The sequence below is a fragment of the Acinetobacter sp. ESL0695 genome (assembly GCF_029392135.1).
Taxonomy (GTDB): Bacteria; Pseudomonadota; Gammaproteobacteria; order Pseudomonadales; family Moraxellaceae; genus Acinetobacter; species Acinetobacter pollinis.
Genome location: NZ_CP113932.1, coordinates 1053158 through 1078373, shown reverse-complemented (window position 1 = coordinate 1078373; position 25216 = coordinate 1053158). Strand labels below are relative to the sequence as shown.

Sequence of the window (25216 nt, the reverse complement as noted above, 5' to 3'; positions counted from 1 at the left end):
GGACAGTATTTAACTATGATTTTCGACGTTCATTCCACCAGCGGTACACAATAGGAACAACAATAAGTGTCAGCAGTGTTGAAGATAAAATTCCACCAATAACAACGGTAGCAAGTGGTTTTTGAACTTCTGCACCTGTACCAGTTGCTAATGCCATTGGTACAAATCCTAAAGATGCAACACATGCAGTCATTAATACTGGACGCAGCCTTAAAATAGCACCTTGCCAAATGGCCTGTACCAATGGATGGGTTTGGGCCAGTTCTTTCATAAAGGTAAGCATAACCAAACCATTTAATACAGCGACACCCGATAAAGCAATAAAACCAATCCCTGCAGACATTGATAATGGAATATCTCTTAGCCAAAGCGCAATGATCCCCCCAGAAAGTGCAAAAGGAACCCCCATAAATACCAATAAGCTTTCTTGTAATCGGCCAAATACCGCAACCAACAAAATAAAAATCAGAATTAATGCAATAGGGACTACAATCTGCATTCGTTGGGTTGCCGATTGTAGGTTTTCAAACTGACCACCATAGCTGAGCCAATAACCCGAAGGAAGTTTTTGCTGTCCCATCACTTGTTGTACCTCTTGTACAAAAGAACCTAAATCTCGATTACGGACATTTGCAGTAACAACAATACGGCGTTTTCCTTCTTCTCGACTAATCTGGCTCATACCTAACAACTCTTCAACTTTTGCGATGTCTTTTAAAGTAATTGTTGCACCATTATCCAAAGGAATTGCTAGTTGTTTAAGCTGTTCTACATTATTCAATGTTGGCGTGAGTCTCACCACAAAGTCAAAGCGACGATCACCTTGTAAAATTTTACCTACAGATTGTCCACCAATTGCCATAGCCACCCAATCCTGTACAGCTTTTACAGATAGCCCATACTGTGCAATCTTGTCATGCTGTATATCTACATTTAGCATAGGTAGACCTTGAGTTTGCTCTACTTTTACTTCGCTTGCTCCAGAAATATCTTTTAAACGCTTCTCTACTTTCTTTGCCTCCGTTGCTAAAACATTGAGATCATCACCAAAAATTTTAATTCCTATATCACTTCGAACACCTGAAATAAGTTCGTTAAAACGAAGTTCAATCGGTTGCGAAAACTCATTCGCATTACCAGGAATGTGTTCAACATAATTCATCATTCTTTGTCTTAATTCAGTAAGCGTTTCTTTAGAATTAGACCACTCAGATTGAGGCTTCAACAAAACAATACTGTCTGAAATATTGGGTGGCATTACATCAGTCGCGACTTCAGCTGTTCCTGTACGTGCAAAAATTGCTTTAATTTCAGGAAAATTTTGTAATAGTTGTTGCTCAACTTTTTCCTGCATTTGTAAGGATTGTTCTATTCCTGTACTTGGTGCTCGCATAAATTGAATGGCAAAATCACCCTCACTTAATCGTGGTGTAAATTCTGTTCCCATTTTAAATGCTATTGTGCCCGTAATAGATAAAATAGAGATAACTATCGCAACAAGTACAACTTTGTATGAATAAGCTAAATCTAATATTTTTAAATAATAGGCTTTTAGGGTGAGCATCCAACGACTTTCTTTTTCAGATACTTTACCTGTTACAAATAATGCAATTGCCGCTGGAACAAAAGTCAAAGATAAAACCATTGCACCAATCAGTGCCAACACAACCGTCATTGCCATTGGATGAAATAGTTTTGCCTCGACCCCAGTTAATGCAAAAATAGGAATGTAGACCACCATAATAATCAGTTGGCCAAAGAGTAAAGGTCGTCTTGCTTGTTTTGCAGCTAAAAAAACTTCTTCAAATCGCTCTCTCTTCGTTAAAAGGCGCCCTTTTTCATGCTGTGCATTGGCAAGTCGACGTATACAGTTTTCAATAATTACGACAGCACCATCAACAATAATTCCAAAATCTAAAGCACCCAAACTCATTAAGTTTGCACTAATCCTTTGCTCGGCCATTCCCGTTAGGGTGAAGAGCATAGATAAAGGGATAATACAGGCTGTAATCAGTGCTGCTCTAAAATTTCCTAGAAAAATAAATAGAATAACAATTACCAATATGGCACCTTCAATCAGATTTTTGGCAACTGTTTGAATGGCTTTATCAACCAAGTTGGTTCGGTCATATACCGTTTCTATCATTACACCACTAGGTAAACTTTTTTGAATTTCTTGAACTTTTGTATGAACATTTTTTGCAACGGTGCGGCTATTCTCGCCCATCATCATCATTGCAATTCCTAAAACGGCTTCATTGCCATTGTAGGTAGCACCACCTGTACGTAAATCATGACCTATAGAAACACTGGCAACATCTGAAATACGAATAGGAGTTGTTCCCTTATTTTGAACTACAATATTTTCAATATCAGAAACAGTCTTTAAAACCCCAGGTACACGTACTGTTAACTGTTGCCCATTATTTTCAACAAAACCTGCTCCTCGATTTTCATTATTTTGTGATAACACATCGGTAATCTGGTTTAAAGAAATACCCAATTGTTGCAAGCGACTCAAATTTGGAGAAACAATATAGTTCTTGTCATATCCACCTATGCTATTCACCTCTGCAATACCAGATAATCGCTGAATTTGTGGTTTTACAATCCAATCTTGAATCTCTCGTAAATCCATAGGGGTATATGTAGAGCCGTCTGCTTTTTTAGCATCTGGTTTAGCACGCACTACCCATTGGTAAATTTCTCCTAACCCTGTAGAGATTGGGGATATTTCAGGTTCAACAGATGTGGGCATTTCACCTCTAACCTTTTGCAGACGCTCTGTAATTTGCTGTCTTGCCCAATAAATATCTGTTCCATCTTTAAAAATAACAGTAACCTGAGACAACCCATAACGTGAAATGGAACGAGTCTGCTGTAAGTTTGGAATACCTGCCATTTCATTTTCAATTGGATAAGTAATTCTTTGCTCAGCTTCTAATGCTGTAAACCCTTTGGCTACACTGTTAATTTGGACTTGAACATTTGTAATATCAGGAACGGCATCTATCGAAAGTTTCTGATAACTAAAAATACCGACTGCAATCCAAATACAAGTAAAGAGCATAACCCAAAGTGCATTTTGAATAGAAAATTGAATAATAGAATCGAATAGGCCTTTAGGTTTTGGAAAATTTTCAAGAGGCTTAGTGTCCATGATCTGCCTCCCCTTTTTCCATATCAGATTTCAAAGTAAAGCTACCTTCAGATACATAACGCTGGTTTATCGTTAGACCATCAATAATTTCTACCCAATTCTGGTCAGATGCTAAACCTAATGTCACTTCAGTAGGCTGAATAATTAAATTGCCCTTTTCTTCACTCACAGTAAATACAATATTTTTACCGTCTACATTTTGAATAGCTGTTTTCAAAATACGATTTACTTTAGATGCTGAGTTCGTTGCTAAACGAACATTCACCATCATATTCGGTTTTAAGACATCGTTTTGACTGATAATATCAGCTTGAACTTTAAGCTGTCCTGTTTGCTGATCAGCTTCAGGTAAAATGGCTTTAATCTTCGCTTGATATTGTTTTTGAGTAGATTCAAATGTGATATTTGAAAGCTGAGATAAAGATTGAGCAAATTGACTTGGAAGCACAAACTCTAACCATAGATGATGATTATTCTCAATAACCATTATCTGATCGGTCACCTGAACATATTCACCCACAAATAAATCTTTCTTAGAAATGATGCCATCTAAAGGTGCCTTAATTGCATATGCATTCGAAGATGCATTGATCCCCAATACAGACAGTTTACGGCGTAATGCTTGTACTTCAATTTGACTACGCTTGTATGTATTCAATGCTTTTAAATAATCTTGCTGAGCAGAAACACCCTGTTGAAAAAGTGATTTCTCACGTTGATAATCTTGCTGAGCAAGCTTTAAATTTTCTTCTGCGATATTTAGATTAGACTGTTGATCAATCAATTCTGGTGAAGACACAAGTGCCAAAGTCTGCCCTTTTTTTACAGACTCCCCCAAAACTACAGCTACCTTTTCTACGCGACCAGAAAAACCAGATGTAACATGTGCCTGCTGATTTGGATCTTGTATAATTCTTGCTGGATAAAGAGAAGATGTATTAACTTCGCCTTGCTCAACTTGAGCAAGTTTAATACCATATTTCACAGCTTCTACAGGTGTAAGCGTCATACTCCATTCTTTTTCTTCATGGGTAGCACTTTTTTCTTTTTCCTCACCATGTTCTTGTTTCTCGCCGTCATGATCATGAGATGCTTCTAAAGAAGATGTAGAGCCTTTAAATACAAGGAAACCCATTACAGATATTGTAAATGCAACAATAAGACCAACCCATATCCATACTTTATGATTTAATTTATTCATCTTAATTACTCATTCCCAATGCCAAAGATTTATTTAACTGCTGTATTGCATCTACATTTAGAATTGCCTCAGAATCTATTCCCAATCTCAAACAATCTAATTGCATGTTCTTTTGGAAAATATTTCTTCTCATTTCTACTGCTTGAAGCTGTCTTTGTTGTAACTCTGAAGTAGCAAGCTGTATGTCCGTAACTGCATATTTACCAGCTTTAAAGCCAATAAATATTTTGCTTTGAATACTTTCAGATAAGGGAATTTGTTGCTGAGTTAAGATATTTAATTGATGACCTAACAATTTAATTTCGGCATCTAAGGTTCGAATATCATTGGGTTGTTCTCTTTGATAACGCATACGCTCTTGTGCAATGAGCTTTAATTTTATCTCCTCTACCTGTCGACTATATTGTCCACGATTAAAAATATTTAATGGAACTTCTAGTCCAATTCGAAGTTGCTGATCTGAAGCTTGATTAGACTCAGCTTGCGTTTTTACTATACCTAAAGTGACTGTAGGCTTAGGTTTTGCTTGTGCTTTTAAATAGTCTAACTGTGCTTCAAACTGTTGTTTTTGTAATTGCATTGTACTTTCATACACATTCATTAACGATGTATTTTGAGCATATTGTTGCCAAGATTCATCTGACACATCTTTCAAATGGAAAGTACTTTCTTTTCCTCCCCAAAGTTTTGAGAATTTATTTTCAAGTATACTTAGTTCAACATTTTTCTGAGTATAAGATGACTCTAAATCTAAGTTTGCTACCGCTATTCTTTCTAAATCTACTTTAGAAATGCTTCCTGCTTCCAACCTAGAGCTCGCAGCTTGAAGATTAGCCTGACTAACTTCAAATTGTTTTTTCAAAATAAATACTTCTTGTTCTAGAAAAAGAATTTGCATCCAAAAATACTTTACTGCCAAAAACTGCTGTACTTGATAAGCTTCTTTGTTCAGAACAACCTGTTGTAACTGTAGCTCAGAAAGATGTCCTGCCTTTCTTTTCTCTCCAAACAAGTCTATAGGCTGTGTTAGTAAAATCTCAGAAGAATTTTCCTGACCACGATTGAAGCCCGTTTGTTGAATTGAAAGCGTAGGATTATCCCAAACACGACTATTCTTTATCGCTAATTTGGCAATATTTTCCTGATTATTCCAAATATCAGGTTGTTGATAATCTCGTATTTTTTGTAGCGTCTGACCAAATATGAGTACAGGCTCTTCAGCATGTATCATATAAGAAGTCATTAAAATGAATGTACCTATGCAAGTACGACGTACTGCATTCATGTTTTTTGCATGAAATGCAATTTTATATAAGAAAGACATAAGAAGCCCCGTATTAAATAAGATTTAAAACGGTGGGCTATTTTTGGCTACCCCACCTATAGCGGGGTTAACATTGGAGGTGGTGGACTAAATCCTAAATCGGGAGAGGTATATAAATTTCGCCAATCTGTTTTATTTTCTCTTTCTGAAGGACGGCTCACGATATTCGGCACATGCTCAACAGCCTCTGCCAAAATCAGAGGAGAAAATGAAGGCAAATGATCACTATGGTCATCATGACTACTTAAAAGCTGGCTCACTTTATTTACGCTTAGTGAATGACCTGAATTATGATGGCCAAAATGCATCTGAGTGCTATAAGAGACTTCAAGACCCTTTTCATGTGTGCAAAAAGCCGCTGCCACATTCCACATACTTTGGAATAGCAGTAAGCTTGATAAGATCAATAAAAATACTGATTTCTTTTTCACACAATACACTCAGTCATAGCCATGTATAATAAAACATAATATATCTTAAAGATCAATGTAGCCTTTTTTATATTTGTTCATAAAATAATAACGCCAAGGCTTTAATATTATGATTGCAATGAATGCGGTTATTAAATCGAAGAAAATAGCGCAATAAAAGACATTGCTCCAATCTTGGGTATATTGGAATAATAATGCTGCAAATGGCCCTCCGAAAATAGAACCGATTCCTTGAGATAAGTACAACCAACCATAATTTGCTGTTGCATGCTGCGTACCAAAGGTATCCGTTAAAGTAGCAGGAAATAGAGAAAAAATTTCTCCCCATCCAAAGAAAACAATACCCGATAAAAGAATAAACAATACAGGATCATGACGGCATAATAACCACACAAACATTGCAATGCCTTCTAAAGCGAACGCAACAAACATCGTTATTTCTCTACCACATATATCGGAAACAAAACCAAATAGTGGACGAGTTATTCCATTCATAACTCGATCGAGACTTAAAGCAAGGGGTAAAGCAGCCATGCCAAATACCATTGTATGACTTACACCAAAGCTTTCAGAAAAGCTTGCCATTTGTGATGTAACCATCAAACCCGATGTCGACATCATGGTCATCATGACAAACATTAACCAAAACAATGGTTGTTTGATCATTTCTTTAGAATTAAACTGATATTGGCTCTGTTGTATATGCTGAACAACAGTGATCTGGGGTGTTTTTAAACGAAGACTCGCGAGTAATCCAATACAAGAAAAAATAATACCAAATACAATTAACGTTTTATCTAATCCCCAGTTTAAAAGTGCCTCATGAATAGGAAATGTGGTTACTACTGCACCAATACCATAGCCTGCTGCGACCATACCTGTTGCAAAACCACGACGCTCAGGAAACCACTTCACCATAAGTCCAATGGTACCAATATATACAATTCCTGTGCTCAGTCCTCCAATACATCCATATATCAAATATAACTCAATTAAACTTGATGCCTGAGATGAAAACACCCAGCTTAAACCTGACAACACGACACCTAAGGCAATTAATCGCTTAGGGCCAAATTTATCAATTAACTTCCCCTGAAACGGTGCAAAAAATGTTTGAAATATAATAAAAAGTGCAAATGTCACTTGAAGTGATGGCAATTGGATACCAAGTTTATGCATAAATGGCTGTGTCAGTAATGTCCATACATACTGTGCACTTGAAATGGAACCCATACAGATGATTGCAAGTATCAACTGTAGCCATTTTTCTTGTTTTATTATCATCATTAAAAGTCTCTAGTATCCTTACTAAAGACCTGCATATATTATGCCAATCAATTTTATAACAAGTAATATCTACATAAGGCAGCTGAAAGTAATCCCATTGAAATTGCAAGTAATGGTTTTTTAAAAATTAACATGACTATCGCTGTCATCAATAAAGCCAAACGTGCAGCAGTATCTCCATCGAATGCAATAGGCGCCAGTATCGCGACCAATACCGAACTAGACATGGCTGTAATAAATCTTTGAGTACCATCACTAATAGGAATGTAGTTCATAATATAAACACCACCCCAACGAGTCATTAAAGTAATTATCGCCATTATCAAAATAATAATAAATGGATGAGAGGTACTAATATCAAAATTCATTATTTTTTGACCTTCCATAAAAATCCGACGATACCACCACACAATGCTCCAATGACTACATGGCTATTTTTTGGCAAATAAAGATATGCGATTAAAGATGTTATGGCTGCCGTCATCCATATTGCTACAGTTCTATAGTTTTTTTGACCACCAATCACCATAGTGAATAAAAAACAAGCCATAACCATATCTAGACCAAACGCATAAGGATCATGGATAAGATAGCCAAAATATATACCTAGCGTTGTTCCCAACACCCAAAATAACCACAACGCAAGCCCACCTCCAAACAATAACCCTACACCTGGTTTTTGTTGGTTAAATGCTTGGAAGGATGATGCCCAGTTTGCATCAGAAATTACTAATAAAATTGTATATCGTTTAATCGGAGGAATATGTTTTAACCAAGGGTATAAAGATGCACCCATTAAAATATGGCGAGCATTAATAAAAAATACCGTAATGAATAGAGAAAAAATAGGAATATGACCATCTTTCCAAAGTTCTAATGTAGCAAACTGTGAAGACCCAGCAAAGACCGTTGCACTCATTAAAATAGCTGTTATATGATCTACATTTGCTTGTGTTGCAGATAGCCCAAAAGCACCTCCAAACACCGCAACAAATAACGAAATAGGTAGTAATGTTTTAAAACCAAACCATACATCTTGCTTATTAATCGTATAATTATTTTCGTCGGAAGCCACTTCACTCTCATCCTTTGTAAAGCGAATATTTGAGCTATTATGTCTTAATTCTAGTTATATTAAAAACAAATAATTCTCAAATATACTGTTTAAAAACGACATACTATAAGTTTATGAAAAAATTAGAATAATTAAAACTAGCTCTAAATAGGTGGAAAAGTATCTAACACTACATTCATCAATCAAGCCTAAATATAAAACTGGTGAAATTTTTTTTATGATATGTCTAAATAAAACTCTTTGTCATTTTAAGTAAATCATCAATCCATTTTATTCTTAAAGCAAAGTTAGCCTGAAATGAAAATTAAATAAAATGCAACGCTTACGCCCTTTAAATTTAAAAGAGCATTCACCAAGTGTAACCTATTCAATAGGTTACACTTATTTTGAAGTGATGGTACTTTTAGATGACCTCAAACTCTATACGTCTATTTTTCTTACGGCCTTCTGCGGTTGTATTGTCTGCCACGGGTTTTTCAGAACCTAATCCATATGCACTTAAACTCGATGGATTAATTCCCTTTGAAATCAGATATTTTTTCACTGCTTCAGCACGATCATGGCTTAATAGTGTATTTTTCTTTAAATCGCCTGAGCTATCGGTATGCCCAATAATTTTAATACTCTTACCATTTAGTTTTTGTAGAGCCAATGCCATTTCATCTAAAATGCGCTGTCCTGTTACAGTTAAAATGGCACTGCCAGATTCAAATTCAATAATTCGATTCTTTAATGCATCATCAACAATTTTTTGTTCTTTCATATCTATAGATAAATTTGAATTAAAATCAAATATTGGGTCTACAACGGACTGAAAAGCCGTACGAATGGCTTTATCATTTTGATCAGATATTTTACCTGTTAACTCAACATGTGTACCTTGAACCGTGAGTTGTCCTTGTTTCACTTTTTTAAGATCAGTATTAATTAATTTTTCAACAGCACTTGTCCAGTCATGCGGGGCAGATACCGATCTCACCTCAATTTGATCAACCACCTGATCATTTCCGTATACACTACGTAATTTATCTAGCACTGTTTTTTTACTGGCTTCATTAGGCACAACACCATCAATAATAATTGGCTGTGTATGACCCAATTGGGTTAACCCTAAGCTTGCAATCATAATACAATTTGTAATTACTGACTTTAACATTAATCTGTTCATTTTCTTTCAGCCATATCTTATATAAATATCTGCATAAACATTTTTATGCCTTGTCTTAAACTCATCTGACGATCACACAAAGCTTGTTTTAATCGAACCAGCCCAATATTTTGGTCGAGATACTGCTCAATCCATGCTGTATCTTTTAAAGCAACCCATCGTGATGTTGAAAAATCCTGAATTAATATGTCGCTTAATGCGCGAATGTCTGTTCCCTGAAAGCCAAATAATAATACTGGGCTTTCTTGATGTAGAACTCCAATAAGAACATCGGTATTTTGTTTGCCGATAAACTGATTAATGAGACCAACCCAAAAAGCAGAAATTTCATATTTATATGTGTCATTAAAAATTGGAATCACCAACACTTTATTCAGCTTACCTGTTCCATGCTGAATAACAGGTTGTAATAGGAGTCCAAGTGCAATCATCATTTGTGCAAGCTCAGCCATAGTCATATTCATCAGTTTTGCAAATGAATAGACAGTATGTTCATCTAAAAAGTCGGTATGGCCATGCGCAGTAAAAACCTCTATCTGTGTATTCAGATCGGCCAAATGCTCTAATAACTCTGTTGAGTTTGTTACTTTGCGCAGTGAGATATTTTCTCGAAGCAAATTCAAAAGTACCTGTTTATAAGCATATGGTGCATATAACATGTTCTCTAGAGGTGATTGCACCTCTAGAAACTGTCCAAGAACCATAGGAAACTTTCTACCCGAACTGTCTTCACTCGCCACTAAATTTGCAACTAAAAAGTTCTTACCTTGAGGATTTGCAATAAAGAAATCTAAAGGTGCAAGGTTATTATAACGTACTGAAAAATCATCTGATTTTATGCAGACATCCAATGCTTGAGTAATCCATTGATCAATAGTTTGAGTCAATGCATTTTGGCCTTTGCTCTTTATAAAATCTCCACGAGATGGGTTTTTTCCATAATAAAATGGTGTCGAGCTTAAAGTTTGCATATTACTTTGCTCCTACCACTGACTGTGCAGAAACAACTCTTGCCACTTTATTCGCTGTAACTTGATCAACAAGTTTTAACCCTGCATAACCACGCCCAGAACCCACATTACTGGTTGTATTTCCACTAATTAAACGGAAATTTAACTTCACATAAAGCTCTGAGTTTTTAGGATTTGCCCAAGTCATTTCCATAACACCGTCATGTTGATTACGCTGAGCAGAATCAATTAATCGATTAATCCCATATTCACCCGGTGCATCAAAAATAGTATGTACTTTTCCTTCAAGATCAACCACTGTGATACGCACGCCCGGTGTTGAACCTGGATTTGGCCAAACAAAACTTACCCATTGTTGAATCCCATTTTCATAGAACATACGTTGACCATCTATGTCTAACGTATACGATAAAAGTTTTGGATTCTGTAAAGGATAAAATTGGAAGTTAGATTGATTAGCTGCAACAGGTGCCTGATTAATTCCGCCCGTAGCAACACCATTTGCAGGTGCAACGTAACTTTGGAAGTTCGCAATGAATTGTGGATTTAAATTAATCCCTAAATCTTTCCAAGTTTTAGATGAAATAACATAACCACGGCGTACAATTAATGGGTCCAATGTTTCTTTTACAAAACGTGCAATACTGCCATTTTCTCCAAATATTTGACCAATTTCCGCACTGGTTGCCTGAATATTTGCTGTGCCATTAAATGGATACTTCTTCGCCAAGTTCTGATTAAATGGCTGAACGATCTGTAAATCCCATAGTTTATTAACCTCATTTTGAGCAGGTGCAAGTAAGCTCTCAAAACACTGTATAAATGGACTCACGATAATTTTATGCACAATTTGTTGATTTTGTGAGTTAAGGCCAACCGTTAATTTTTCATCCATATTTTTTTGAACTGAATTAAAAATAGAGTTTTGGTCATTTAACGTTTGACTCACTGTCATTAAAGCATTTGGCCCAATGTCTCCAGTATTCTTAAGGTTATTAAACTTACTCCGTACCTGTGCCAAATTGTTTAAATAATCATCTAACAATGACTTGTTTTGCTGATCATCACGTTTTCTCACAAATTCATAAAAGAACGTAAACTCTTGAGAAATATAACCTTGTGGTTGTTGGGCAACCTCATGTGCAACTACGTTAGAACTTGTTTGATTAAGCACTGTGCGTTTAAACCATGCGACAAATCCTGTTTGAGGTGTCGCGAGTTCAGCCTGAACCACAGGATTATCCCAACTCGTTTCCTGAGCAATTTTTTCCATTAAAATACGGATTGGGCTACGCTTTTGCTCTCCTAAAACATCTATAAATTGAACAGCAGTCGTAAAGTCATCTGTTTTCGCATAGTGAACCTCACCTAAGAATTTTCTCCACTCATTCACATAATCCTGTTTATACAATTGTACCAATTGCTTTTGAATTTGGTCTGGACTACCACTTAGAGTGAGATCATCTGCACGTACACTATTTAAAACCCAATCTTTAGTATCGGTTGGTTTATTTGCAGCTTCATCAATTGCTTTAGAAACATACTCTTCCCATGCCTTTTGCGTAAAAGCACCTGATAACTCATAACCACCAAAAATTGTTTTTTTATTGTCGTTACCAACAATTTGCGCAATAGTTAACGGAGGAAAACGAACAGCAGCACGTGTTTTAATTTGGCTATAAACACGATTGATCGCTGGTGTTGCTTGTACAACTGAAATAAGTAATTGGCGTGTCTGATCTATCAAATGTGGATTAGACTGTAAAACAGGGAAATGCTTATCTGTAGATAATGTGATTAAGTAACTGAGTACTTGTTCTGCCTTTTGGGTCGTTTCCGCTTTAGGCGCATTACCTTTATTTTCCTCTAACCACGATCTCCAAAATCGAGTAATTTGGTCACTCAAATGTGTTGGATCGATATATTGAGGATTCCCCATCATAATATAAAGCTTAAGTGCATTATAAATATCTTGAGGGTCAGTTTCAGATGGATCTAATGATTGTTTCGCCTGATTATTTACCTGAGTGACTTGTAATGCTTCGGGATGTTTAGCAAGTAATGTATCTTCTTTCCCTTTTACACGTTTTAAATAGTCTTCAACTCTTTCATTGGTTGGTTGCAAGATAATCTTTTGAATACCCTTTAAGTATTCAATTTTCACTTTTTCATATAGCTTTTCGCCTTGGTATAGACCAAAAGAAAACTTATAAGAAGATTGCTGATTTAAATCATCTAATTGCTGTAGTCTATTTTGTAGAATCAATAATGCATCAAGTTGAGTAGGTAAATCTCTACTCGACACTTTTTCTATTTTTTCAACTTTATTAAAATCTGCCTGAACATCTGCAATCAGTTGTTGATTGTTTTTATAAGACCAAACCCAAAGCCCAAGTACAGTAGAAACTGCCAGTAATCCAACAATAAATAAAATATGTCTTTGGCGTTTTCTATTTGAGTTAATATGCTGTTTTACAAGATTCTTATCTTTAAGCACAACCTCAGAGAAAAGATTTTTCAAAAAGTAACCATGCGTTTGTAAACCAGCTTTATTGCGATTTATACTTTCGCCTAAAGCAACACGCTGTAATTGAAAATCTTCTGAAATTTTGTCTGTCATTGGACTTTCAACATGGCCATCTTGTAATGCACTTGTAAAGTAAAAGCCACGGAACACAGGTTTGAATTGGTATGGATTATCTTCAAACAATGCACCAATAAATGATTTTAAAGCAGGTTTAATCATTTTAAATTCAAGTGGAAAGGTCATCACACTTGGTGAAATATTATCCGCATGTCTGCGACTTAGATGCGTTGTACTTAAGTTCTTTAATCCATCATGCAAAATCGTATAATGTTCATCGAATAATTGCATTGCGTTTTGAGATGATTCTGCATCATAAGCCAATGTTGCACCCCAAACCTGATCAAACTCTTTGCCTTCATAACATTCAAAGAAGTCTGTGAACCCAGCAATAAGATCCATTTTTGTAAATACTACATAAATTGGTACGATTACCTCTAAACGTTCGGTAATATCTTGAATACGGGCACGTAGATTTTTCGCAAGTTGTAATGATTTTTCAGGACTTTGACTAACCAGTTCAGCAACACTGACCACCACTAATAATCCATTAATCGGTGCTTTAGAACGGTTTTTCTTTAATAAGCCAAGGAAATCTAACCACTCTTCTTTATCTTCGGCATAAATTGAATAACGTCCTGCTGTATCTAATAAAATTCCATCAGTAGAAAAAAACCAATCACAATTTTTTGTACCGCTTTGTCCAGAGGAAATGGCTTGCTGATGCTTTTCTTCGAATGGAAAATTTAACCCAGAGTTATATATTGCAGAACTTTTTCCAGCAGCTGGATTACCAATTACCATATACCATGGAAGCTCATATAAGGCAGCATTTCCACTTTTATCACCTAGCTTAGATTTACGAATCAACTGAATAGATTCCTTCATCTGTTGCTGAATTTGTGCCAGCTCTTCTTTGTCTTTGGACTTGCTATATTCTTTTTCTGTTTCATTTTGAATAATGTTTGAAAGGTCTTCCCCTTTAGCAATATTTCTTCGACGATCAATCAACCAATAAATGCCGTAACCAATTAAACCTAAAAGATAAAGCCCCAATAACAGCCAAAAAATACGGCGTGGTAAAACACTATAAGAAGATATAAGTGAAATAAATAATGAAAGTGCAATAATTGCCTTTGGATTAGTGATGTACTGCCAAAGGTATCCTAAAATTGTGTACATTTTACTCTCGTGAAAATTGGGTTAAATATGTTCGTGATCGTCTTCAGGTTTTGGTTTAATCACAACCTGAACCTCTGGCAGATCTAGACTGTAAAAAAAACCAGTAAGGGTATGAGGTATGTGTAACCCCGCGAGAAATCCAAAAACTTTTGATAGTTGCTCAGTACTGCCTAAGCTGAATTTGGTATAGATCAAATGATGAATCTCAATAGGCGTACTTTCAAAGTTCTTAATGACTTTTTTATTGGCCTTAGGTGTTCTCATATCATCAGGGATAATTACAAAAGGTTCATCCTCTTCATACTGAGATAAATCAGTAAGATGAAATGTACTTAATGTTTGAGCCAAGTCTTTTTGCTCAAGCTGAATAAAGACTTGCTTTAAAACTGGGATATTTTCAAATACTATTGACGCAGAAGATATACAACAACTCCCAATAAACTCAGATGGTATGTAATCTGCACCAACAGACATTACTCCGTCCAATGTGTCTTGATCAATCTCAGACTCTACAGCCAAAATAAAAGAAATCTCACTTAAATCTTGTGTGTTTGATTGGCATAATTCCACTAGGTTGTGATAAGCAGAGCGTTCACTGCAATAGTGATACTCAATATTGATTTGTTCAGATAAGATACCCAACTCGTCTAAATAGCTTTCACACATTTCCGTTGTTGCGAGCTCATTCCACGAATGTTGAAGTGTTGATGGAAGAAGTATCAATAAGTTTAATTGATCTAATTTTTGGACTTTTTCTGCGATAGGCTCTTCAATATCTTCGGAAGCATCATAGTCTTCACCGATCCAAGCAGGATGCATTTTGTATTGATATGCCAATTGAGTATCATAAAAAAGTGCAGACTCCTTCAATTGTTTTGCAATTGAAGAAAATATATTACGATTTTCTTTGAAATGCGCAGTGATTAGATTCATCATTCTAACTTGTAAAGGTAAAACATCTAAATGTTGTTCAGCGACATCTTCAAAATATGTTTCATCTATACGGTAACTGAGTAAACGTTCTCCATCGTGTCCAATAAGATCTTTATCTAGATCTGGTGCTACACCTTTAGCTATTTTTGCGACTAATTCTTCATTACTTCCCAATTGGCTGAGAAGTGAAGCTGAATATATATTTAATTCGATTTGCTCTACTTCTGTTTTAGGCAATGGTTCATTGGCTTCAACCGCATTTTTCGCCTCATTCTGAGCGATTTCTTCTTTTTGCTTCTTATGTTGATACCATTTCCAAGCCAAATAAGGCATTAAGACCAAACATGAAATACCTAAAGGTATCCATAGAAAATAAATAAGAATATCTTTTGCTGTCGGATCAAAATGCAAATCCCTCCAGTAAAACACCATAAGTAGTGCTGTGGCCGTAAAAATACTTAATACCGTACTTAAAATAATTTTTAACATTCAACATCACCCAACAAGGTATAACATGTTTCCTCATTGTCAGAAAAGTGATCTGCCATTAAGGAAGCTCCCCAACCTAAGCCAATCGAATCCGTCATATTCAGTTGCAGTGGTTTAATCGACTGTTGGTCTAAAATCAGTCGAAGATCTACCTTCAACGTTGGACTACACCACTGCTGTAAAATACTTTTAAGTTTTAGACTCTGTGCTTTAGACGGGAGATAATCTAAATAATCTTCATAGCTCAAAGGTCCAATCGTAATTTCAACCTTATCGCCAATTTGGGTAATGTATTCACCACAAAATGTATTCACGCCTAATTGCATATGGCTATTTTTAGAACTAAGTATGGTTCTTTGATCTTTTTCTAACTGAAACTGCTCTTCTACAAACTCTTTCACATCTATAGATGGATGAAAAATAGCTTTTAGAACCTTATTCAGTGCATGTGAGTTATTATTCTGTCCCTGCATTAACCCTGAAAATTCAGCAAAATAATGCTCAAATTGAGTTTTCTTATCTTCATCTTTTACGGTATAACCATTTAATGCATGTACAATATCAAGATAATGATTTTCTTCATTAATCTCATATTTTATAGGTAAGTTATACGCCAAACTTGCATCAATATATTGTGATACCAACTTATGGTTAAATAATCCGATAAACTTTTGTGCTTCATTTCGATACGCTCGAGGAGCCTGTCTAATCTTATTTGTATAAACATAAGGAAAAGCGCCCTGTATACCTGTTAAGCCCACCATAAGATTGATAAGCTCAATTTTAGAATCGGAAATTTTTAAACTTTCAATTTCTGAAGTCGGAAATTTCAAATTCAATGAGCTTTCAAATTGAAATGCATCTGCCCAAAACCTATGTTGTTTCACATAGGGAGTATTTCTCATTAATCGTACAGACTGTATTAACTCAAAACTGGTTGAGTGATGAAATAATTCATCAATTACAGAAGATTCTTGCCACCAGCGCTCTGTATGCATTGGTATAACTCCTGACTAGAATTCTGATCAATCACCACAACTTCAACGAAGCTGTTCATCTGTACTTTTAAATTAAAAATCTCACTTAAAAGCTGACTAAAAATATAGAGACTATGTCCTCTAAATACAGATGCATCGACGGTAATACATGCTTTAATTCCACGAACAAATATTGGAAAGGGATTTGCACCCATCATTCGACTGGTAGTTTTAAATTCGGTACTTTTAATCGAATCTATGAGTAAAAAGTTATCCTGTGTCTTAGGCAAATTATAAAGTTGTAGTAACTCTTTAATTTGATTAGTAGCGTTATCTCCCATAATCGCCAACATATTTAAAGATAAATGGGAAATGACACGCCACTGCTCTTGTTTAGTTTGTTGAAAATGATGTGTTTTTGAAGGTCTTTTTAAGGCAAAAGCACGGCGTGCAATTGCAGTATCATTCAAATTAAAAATATTGTTACTTGCAACTAAAACCTCATGTGGTAAGTCACCATTCGAGCAAAGTAAAGTTGCACTCATAAAATCAGACCTTACCTCATCTGGATTAAGTTGTTTTGAGATAATTGAGTACGTATTTTCAATTTTTTTACCATAACTTTGTTTTTGGTTGAGCGTATAAAAAAACTGATTACCGTCGTCGGCATAATGACTTAGTGCAAAAAATGGTAATACTGGTAAAGCAACTTCATTTTTATTCGTTTTCTCGCGAATCATCGTCATATTTAAAACAGAATATAATTTATAACATTCTGGGTGATGAACATCCGTAACTAATGGATATTCTAATTTTTTATGATTAATCTTCTGAGGTTCAGCCTTTTTCTCGAATAAATTGACAATTGGTGTAGTAAATAACTTAAAGTTTTCCGTACTTAAATCTGAGTAACTATGAACAATCGCCTCGTCATTCAAATTAAGATTTAAATGAATTTGTATTTGAAAAGAACTCTTACCTAGTGGTAGATTTTTTAAAAAATCTAGGTTCATATTGATATAATTAAACTTTTCAGGAAAGCAAAAATACTCCATTAACAATCTATATGCATGATGCGTATATTGGTCGACAGGCAATAAGCTTTCTGACTCTGAAAAACCCATGACTTCAAATGGGTTTTGAATTGAAATAATTTTGTGATCTATTTTTAAGCTAAAATGCGTACCTGTACGGAATATACCGTCAAGCACATGCAAGGCAAAATTAGAAATCGTATCTAAATAAATAGGTAATTTCTTTTCTTTTAGCCAAATATGGGGCTGATTAAATAATTCAAACCCTAAAGTAAGCGTTGCATTATGTTCGGCTGTTCTATGCTGTCCAGGGTTCGTACTAAACTGAATTGTATTTAATTGAACAGGCAGTAAATCTACCTGTGTACTGGTAATAAACTCACACTGTATTCCATTTAAGCTTCTTGACTTCAATAGAGTCTTTGCTGGTATTTCGCTGGCTTCTGTCAGCTGTTTTATTTTATTTTTATCTTCAAAACTTACAATACTGCATGAAGGAAAATGTCTCAAATATTGAGGAAACATAATTTCAAACAAAGACTTCGTAAACATGTCATAACTGTCAGCAAGTTTCTTATCCATTCTTGCTGCAATTAATGAGAAAGACTGAATGAGCCTTTCAATATGCGGATCATCTATTTGCTCTTGATTTAAAGATAGCCTTTGAGCAATTTTAGGATATTTTTCAGCAAATACTCTTGATTGTTGGCCAAACTCTTGTAACTGCTTTTCATAATAAGGCAATAAATCTTCAATCATGTTTTTTCCTGTATTATCCTTTCGCAGAAATTACATATTGTTGAGTAACAGCATTTAGTAATGCATCAAAAACAATGGGTTCGCACAATGGATGTACATTCAGATATGCCTGAATACTTAAACATAATGAACCGACATTATTTCTATCCATTAGCATTTCAACTTGAATATTACGTAATCTCGGTTCGTGTGCAGCAATAGATTCTTCAATAGACAAACAAATTTTGTCTCTATCTTTTGGATTGGCAGTAGACAGCCCCACAAAGTCAATAATGCCAAATTGAGCAATTGATGATTTTGCTAATGGAAAATCTTCAAGATCCTGCCTTAATCTAATCATGCGATTATTTAATAAGTCTTCCAAATCTGTAGCAATCGACTCTCTAAGCTCTTGTAAAGATAGACCATGAAGTTCATCCGTCTGAGGAATTAATCGGTCAAACAAAGTTGGTCTAAATCCAAATGGAAATAATTGATCTGAGTTCATTTTAAATTCTAAAAAAGAGCAAACCGAAAACAACGAATTGTTCCCGATTTGCTGTCTCATCATTATGCAGCGTAAGATGCTGTATTATTTGAAAGCGACCACTTCTTCGTTACCGCTCCTTTCGCTGTACCGTTAATATCTTGCTGGTTATATGTCCATTCAACCGCAGCATATTTCAGTCCAAATGACTCTGTTGGAACCCCTTCTTTGTCTACAACAGGGTTCACACTTGAAACAAGAACGTGCTTGAGTTTAATTTGAAGATATTTAATACGCTTATCGCCATTTGCACGATAAAAATCGATTTGAACTTCGTCGAATGTATAACCTGCAGAGCATGCTTCCCATAGCTTAGGACTTGTTGCATCTAAATCTTTTACAAACACCATATCTGAATGTTCTACACGTTCAGCAGTATGACCACCTACACTCGATGATGTTGCTGATTTAGGCTGACGAATGTTATGAGCCCAAGAATTTACTTCCAACCAACCTTTGTGCTCAGAATCTCTTGACTCACCGTCAACTTTATATTTTCCACGAAATTCAATATATATATCTTTCATATCAATTGCCTTTTATAACAAAAAAAATGTTACCTTCTATTAGTTAGAAGACTGAGGTAACTCGGTAACAAGTCTTAATGAAACAGAGAGTTCATCCAACTGGAAATGCGGTCTTAAAAATACAACAGACTTGTAGTGACCAGGCTCTGCCGGATTTTCTACTACTTTTACGGATGCTTCACGTAACGGAAATTGTGCTTTTGCTTCTTGGGATGCGCCATCATCTAAAAGTACGTATTGTGCAAGCCATTCATTTAAGAATGCTTCAACATTTCCAGCAGATGCAAAGCTTCCCACTTTATCTCGCATCATGGCTTTTAAATAATGAGCAATACGAGAAACTGCCATAATGTATTGAATTTGGCTTGACAATGCTGAATTTGCATTCGCAGCATCATTGTCATATTTTTTTGCTTTTTGAGTCGATTGAGCGCCAAAGAACGCGGCATAATCTGTATTTTTACAATGTACTAAAGGAATAAAGCCTAAATCACTCAGTTCTTTCTCACGACGATCAGTAATAGCAACTTCGGTTGGACATTTAAAAGCAACTTCCCCATCGCTTGTTTTAAATGTATGTACTGGTAAACCTTCAACCAGTCCACCACCCTCAACACCACGAATAGCAGCACACCATCCATGTTTATCGAAGGCATCAGTGAGTCGTGTTCCAAAGGCATATGCCGCATTCATCCACAAGTATTCATCATGGTTTTGACCTGAAACTTGCTCGACGAAATTGAATCCGTCTGTTTGAATACCATCTTTCGGATCGTAAGGTAAACGACCGAGTACTCTTGGCATTGCCAAGGCCACATAACGAGAATCATCACTTTCTCTGAAAGAACGCCACTGTACATATTCAGCAGTTTCAAAGATTTTAGATACATCACGTGGACGATCGATATCTGTAAAAGACTCTAAGCCTAAAATGTTAGGACTCGCAGCAGAAATAAATGGTGCATGTGCAGCAGCAGCTACATGTGACATTTGCTCAAGTAGATAAATATCTGCAGGCGTGCGATCGAACTCAAAGTCTCCTATAAGTGTCGCATAAGGCGCACCACCAAATGATCCGTACTCCTCTTCATATACCTTTTTAAATAAAGTACTTTGGTCAAAGTCAGTTGCACTTTGAAAATCTTTAATTAATTCTTTTTTCGTTGTATTTAAAATACGAATTTTAATTAAAGGATTCGAAGGTGACTCTTGACAGAAATAATATAAACCACGCCACGTAGACTCAACCTTTTGAAATTCAGGGTTATGCATGATCTTACTTAATTGTTTTGAGATCATTGCATCAATTTCAGCAATACGCTTATCTAATGCAAGCGTCATGTTATCGGAAATTGTTACCGTACCTGCCATGACTTCTTTAGCAAGTTCACCAATCAAACTTTTTGCACGTGTATGCTCTTCATCACTACGTGCAATACGGCTTTGCTCTACGATTGAGTCTAATAAATTAGTACTCTCTTGATAATTCGCAGTATTTTCGCTTAATGATGTATTACTCATCGTCTACTCCAGCTTCTTTGCTTAACTGCTGTAGCTGTGCAGTGTTTTTAAGAACATCATCCAACAAGTCTTCAAGCTTTTCACTGTTCGAAATTTTATTACGCAAATCCGTTAATTTTTCACGTGCATCTACAAGTTTTTTTAATGGATCAACTTGCTGTGCAATATTCTCTGGTCTAAAGTCATCCATCGATTTAAATGTTAAATCGACGCCCATCGAACCACCTTCTTCAGAAATGGTATTTTCTACACGAAATGCAGCGCGTGGTGCTAAAGAGGTCATTACCTCATCAATATTTTCTAGATCTACATTAATAAACTTTTTATCTTTGAGCTTCGTCTTTTCAACTTGTGATGCTGCAGAAAAGTCTCCCATTACACCTACGACAAAAGGTAATTCTTTGACTTCTTTGCCATCTCCAACTTCCACGTCATATGTCAGTTGTACTCGAGGTGGTCGAACTCGTTGTAATTTCTTTTGAGCACTTTCTCTTTTAGCCACGTTTAACTCCCCAGCTTTAATTTAGTGTTGCGAATGGATTACTGCTTGGTAAAGCAGGTTGTGAATCGACTGGTTTAGTAGTAACTGGCTTAACTTTCACTGGTTTAGCAATATGCGTTTCTTGTCTTTTCTGTCTTACCACAGGTTTTGCATCAGACTTTACTTCTTCCTTTAATACAGAAGCAGGCTTGGCTGCATTAATGCTAGCAACTAACTCTTTTCCAGCTGGATAAGTTGATTCTGATGCAAGGTATCGCATCTCTTGGCTTCTCATCTGCTGAATAGAGTCATTTGCAATTTTTGTAGCAGCCAGAAATTTAACATCTGTTAACGTATTGCTATGGACATGTAGAGACTCTAAATAGTTCACCAATTCCAATGCTTTGAACGCTTTACCAATTTGATAGAAACGCTCTGCCGCCAGTACTAAATAGGCATTTTTCTGGTCTTCATTATTCTTGTCACAGACCTGAACATACTTACCTAATAAGATTTGATCTGTTTCCCCAACAACCAAAGGATTATTTTTCAGACATTTTCTTTTTAAGGTGATTTCAGTATTGTCTTCTGCATGAACACAGGTCATTCCCATGCATCCGACGGCAAATAAAGATAAAATAAATGCTTTTTTCAAGGTAATTCCCCATACCTATAGTGACAACATCAGAACGATTGCCAACTTCCCTAAAAGAATGCCTTACAGGAAATGACACAAAATATATAAAACCAACAAAAATGCCAATTTGTTCACATTTTAATTTATTTTATCACACTTTTAAACAATTTTAATGTAAAATAAAACATAATATATATATTTTATTTATTACGTGATTCATTTTTTATGTAGCGAATAAATGGAATTTCATGCAGCAGATTAAATTAACCAGCGCAAGTGCTTTAGATTTCAGTGGGAATTGATGTGAACAGTTTAAAAGTTTTAATTACAAAGCTATCTGCACCAACACGTGCAGCTTTAGAAAAATCAGCCAACTATTGTATATCACAACAAAATTTTGAAATTGAAATTGAGCATCTCTTTTGTGAGTTGCTTCGAGACACATCTATTGACCTACATTTATTACTTACAAAATCTAAAGTTTCTTCAAATGCACTACTCAATGACATTCATCAAAGTATTTCTGGTTTACCCAAAGGCAATACAAGAACCCCTATTTTTGCAACCTCTATTATTCGTTTATTAGAACAAGCTTGGTTAATTGCCTCGGCCGATCAAAATCCTATTATACGTAGTAGTCATTTACTCATCGCTCTGCTTACAGCCGATGATCTTTATCAAATTGCTATAAGAGCATCTAAGCTTTTTCAAAACATTCCTATCGATACGATTAAGCATACTTTTATCGAAGTATGTAAAGGAAGTACTGAAGACATTCATTCGCCTGAACAAGAATTATCAACAGAACCTAAAAATCAGCATCATGTAGATGCTTCTGCTTTGGCTAAATACACCATTAATCTTACTAAAAAAGCACAAGATGGTGGCATTGACCCTGTTATTGGTCGTGAGTATGAAGTACGTTTAATGCTAGATATTCTAATGCGTCGTCGTCAGAATAATCCTATCCTTACTGGTGAACCGGGTGTGGGTAAAACTGCAGTTGTCGAAGGTCTTGCATTAAAAATTGCTCACAATGACGTGCCTGATGCATTAAAAAATGTTCAGTTACACACATTGGATTTAGGGCTATTACAAGCAGGTGCAAGTGTAAAAGGTGAATTTGAAAATAGGCTGAAACAAATTATTCAAGAAGTACAAAGTGCTGAATATCCTATTATTCTATTTATTGATGAAGCACATACCCTTATTGGTGCAGGTGGGCAAGCAGGACAAAATGATGCTGCTAATTTACTTAAACCAGCACTTGCACGTGGTGAGCTAAGAACGATTGCAGCCACAACTTGGGCTGAATACAAGCAATACTTTGAAAAAGATGCCGCTTTAAGTAGACGTTTCCAAGTTGTCAAAGTTGAAGAACCTTCTGAAGACGTTGCAATTGATATGCTACGCGCCATGATCCCAGTCATGGAACAACACTTTAATATTAAAATTGATGATGATGCGATTATTACTGCTGTTAAATCATCTAAACGCTATATTACAGGTCGTCAACTTCCCGACAAAGCGATTAGTGTATTAGATACTGCTGCTGCCCGTGTTGCATTATCACAAAACGCTCAACCCGCAAAGCTTGATCAACTTCATGCAAAATTACATAATTTGGGCTTAGAGCTTCAAATTTTGCAAGATGAGCAAAAACAAAATCCGATTCATAATGATCGTATTAAAAACATTGAATCTGAGATTCAACAACTAAATGCTGAAATTGAAGTGACTCGAAGCCAATGGCAACATGAGCTAGAGACATTAAATAAAATTAATGAATTACAAACCGATGTCAATGGTAGCCATAGTCAAGAAATTGCTCAACTCCGTCAAACATTAAACTTACAACAGCATGAACCTTTAGTCTTTGAACGTGTAAATAGCACTATTATTAACCAAATCATTTCAGACTGGACAGGAATACCTGTCGGAAAAATGGTAAATGATGAAATTAAGCAAATTCTTACCCTAGAAAACAAATTAGAAGAACGTGTAATGGGGCAAAACTATGCCTTAGAAAAGCTTGCTCAAGGGATCAAAACTTCTAGAGCAAAACTAGAAGATCCTAATAAACCTCAGGGTGTCTTTTTACTGGTTGGCCCAAGTGGAGTAGGAAAAACAGAAACAGCACTTGCTTTAGCCAATGAACTCTACGGTGGAGAGTCTCATCTTATTACAATTAATATGTCTGAGTATCAAGAAGCGCATACTGTATCATCTTTAAAAGGTTCACCTCCAGGATACGTTGGATATGGTCAAGGTGGTGTTCTTACAGAAGCAGTACGCCGTAATCCTTATAGTGTTATTTTGCTTGATGAAATTGAAAAGGCCCATAACGATGTTCAAGAGCTATTTTATCAAGTCTTTGATAAAGGTACGCTAGAAGACGGCGAAGGACGTATTATCGACTTCAAAAATACAATTATTCTTTTAACCTCAAATGTGGGGTCAAGCACAACCATGCAGGCATGTATTAATCAGCCTGTTGAAGAGTGGCCAGATGCAGATACACTTATTGCTCAACTTAAACCTAATTTATATCAGCAATTTAAACCTGCATTTTTAGGGCGTATGCAAATTGTTCCATACTTCCCACTACACGATGATTTATTGGTTCGTATTATCGAACATAAGCTGAACAAGATTATTCAGCGAATTGAAAGCCAGTATCAAACACAGGTCGAATATAGCGATGAACTGACAGAACTTCTGCTTAGTCGCTGTACTGAAGTCGACAGTGGTGCAAGAAACATTGACAACATTTTAAACTCATCTGTTTTACCTGCCATTGCAACTAAACTTTTAGTTGCTTTAAGTGAACAAAAACTTCCAAAAACCATTTTAATTGATGTAGATGAGGACACCATCATCTATAAATTAGACGTTAAACAAAAGTCTCAAGCCAAGAAAGTAAAACGTAAAGTTGTGGGAGATGAATAA

19 protein-coding genes are annotated in these 25216 nt (G+C 35.8%); 1 reads left to right on the top strand and 18 read right to left on the bottom strand.

All coding sequences use genetic code 11. The features are described 5' to 3' along the window. Positions 1-13 precede the first annotated feature (13 nt). From OZX61_RS05070 to OZX61_RS04985, 18 genes are all read right to left on the bottom strand, one after another. Entirely contained in the window at positions 14-3160 is a 3147-nt protein-coding gene (locus OZX61_RS05070) for a CusA/CzcA family heavy metal efflux RND transporter (RefSeq protein WP_277095511.1), read from the bottom strand. After that, complete coding sequence (locus OZX61_RS05065) at positions 3150-4361, bottom strand: efflux RND transporter periplasmic adaptor subunit (protein ID WP_195772364.1); 1212 nt, start codon at positions 4359-4361, stop codon at positions 3150-3152. Before OZX61_RS05065 ends, OZX61_RS05070 begins: the two co-directional genes overlap by 11 nt. A gap of 1 nt (position 4362) precedes the next feature. After that, positions 4363-5685, bottom strand: a complete 1323-nt coding sequence (locus OZX61_RS05060; protein ID WP_277095510.1) for a TolC family protein — start codon at positions 5683-5685, stop codon at positions 4363-4365. A gap of 56 nt (positions 5686-5741) precedes the next feature. Next, positions 5742-6116: a cation efflux protein, CzcI-like gene (locus OZX61_RS05055; protein WP_277095509.1), complete on the bottom strand. Its 375-nt coding sequence runs from the start codon at positions 6114-6116 to the stop codon at positions 5742-5744. Between the two features lie 45 nt (positions 6117-6161). Further along, positions 6162-7403: an oxalate/formate MFS antiporter gene (oxlT, locus tag OZX61_RS05050; protein ID WP_277095507.1), complete on the bottom strand. Its 1242-nt coding sequence runs from the start codon at positions 7401-7403 to the stop codon at positions 6162-6164. Positions 7404-7456: 53 nt separating this feature from the next. Then, positions 7457-7771 (bottom strand): AzlD domain-containing protein, encoded by a 315-nt coding sequence (locus tag OZX61_RS05045; protein ID WP_195772368.1) that lies wholly within the window; start codon positions 7769-7771, stop codon positions 7457-7459. Beyond that, positions 7771-8478: an AzlC family ABC transporter permease gene (locus OZX61_RS05040; RefSeq protein WP_277095506.1), complete on the bottom strand. Its 708-nt coding sequence runs from the start codon at positions 8476-8478 to the stop codon at positions 7771-7773. Before OZX61_RS05040 ends, OZX61_RS05045 begins: the two co-directional genes overlap by 1 nt. Before the next feature lie 403 nt (positions 8479-8881). After that, positions 8882-9646, bottom strand: coding sequence for an OmpA family protein (locus tag OZX61_RS05035; protein WP_195772370.1), 765 nt, complete (start codon positions 9644-9646; stop codon positions 8882-8884). A gap of 17 nt (positions 9647-9663) precedes the next feature. Then, the gene (gene tagF / locus OZX61_RS05030; RefSeq protein WP_277095503.1) at positions 9664-10617 is read right to left on the bottom strand and encodes a type VI secretion system-associated protein TagF; all 954 of its coding nucleotides are present in this window, start codon (positions 10615-10617) and stop codon (positions 9664-9666) included. A gap of 1 nt (position 10618) precedes the next feature. After that, the gene (tssM, locus tag OZX61_RS05025; RefSeq protein WP_277095500.1) at positions 10619-14383 is read right to left on the bottom strand and encodes a type VI secretion system membrane subunit TssM; all 3765 of its coding nucleotides are present in this window, start codon (positions 14381-14383) and stop codon (positions 10619-10621) included. Between the two features lie 21 nt (positions 14384-14404). After that, the gene (locus OZX61_RS05020; RefSeq protein ID WP_277095499.1) at positions 14405-15805 is read right to left on the bottom strand and encodes a hypothetical protein; all 1401 of its coding nucleotides are present in this window, start codon (positions 15803-15805) and stop codon (positions 14405-14407) included. Next, positions 15799-16803: a type VI secretion system baseplate subunit TssG gene (gene tssG, locus OZX61_RS05015; RefSeq protein WP_277095498.1), complete on the bottom strand. Its 1005-nt coding sequence runs from the start codon at positions 16801-16803 to the stop codon at positions 15799-15801. The genes OZX61_RS05020 and tssG overlap by 7 nt, the downstream gene beginning before the upstream one ends. Then, positions 16767-18575 (bottom strand): type VI secretion system baseplate subunit TssF, encoded by a 1809-nt coding sequence (gene tssF / locus OZX61_RS05010; protein ID WP_277095497.1) that lies wholly within the window; start codon positions 18573-18575, stop codon positions 16767-16769. The genes tssG and tssF overlap by 37 nt, the downstream gene beginning before the upstream one ends. Positions 18576-18588: 13 nt before the next feature. Beyond that, complete coding sequence (gene tssE / locus OZX61_RS05005) at positions 18589-19062, bottom strand: type VI secretion system baseplate subunit TssE (protein WP_277095496.1); 474 nt, start codon at positions 19060-19062, stop codon at positions 18589-18591. Between the two features lie 62 nt (positions 19063-19124). Next, on the bottom strand, positions 19125-19628 hold the full coding sequence (locus OZX61_RS05000) for a type VI secretion system tube protein Hcp (RefSeq protein ID WP_195772377.1): 504 nt from the start codon (positions 19626-19628) through the stop codon (positions 19125-19127). A 39-nt stretch (positions 19629-19667) separates the two neighbouring features. Next, the gene (gene tssC, locus OZX61_RS04995) at positions 19668-21149 is read right to left on the bottom strand and encodes a type VI secretion system contractile sheath large subunit (protein WP_195772378.1); all 1482 of its coding nucleotides are present in this window, start codon (positions 21147-21149) and stop codon (positions 19668-19670) included. After that, positions 21142-21651, bottom strand: a complete 510-nt coding sequence (tssB, locus tag OZX61_RS04990) for a type VI secretion system contractile sheath small subunit (protein WP_195772379.1) — start codon at positions 21649-21651, stop codon at positions 21142-21144. Before tssB ends, tssC begins: the two co-directional genes overlap by 8 nt. A 16-nt stretch (positions 21652-21667) precedes the next feature. Then, positions 21668-22237, bottom strand: coding sequence for a hypothetical protein (locus tag OZX61_RS04985; RefSeq protein ID WP_277095495.1), 570 nt, complete (start codon positions 22235-22237; stop codon positions 21668-21670). Between the two features lie 333 nt (positions 22238-22570). Here OZX61_RS04985 and tssH point away from each other — a divergent pair, with 333 nt between their 5' ends. Continuing rightward, positions 22571-25216: a type VI secretion system ATPase TssH gene (tssH, locus tag OZX61_RS04980; RefSeq protein WP_277095494.1), complete on the top strand. Its 2646-nt coding sequence runs from the start codon at positions 22571-22573 to the stop codon at positions 25214-25216.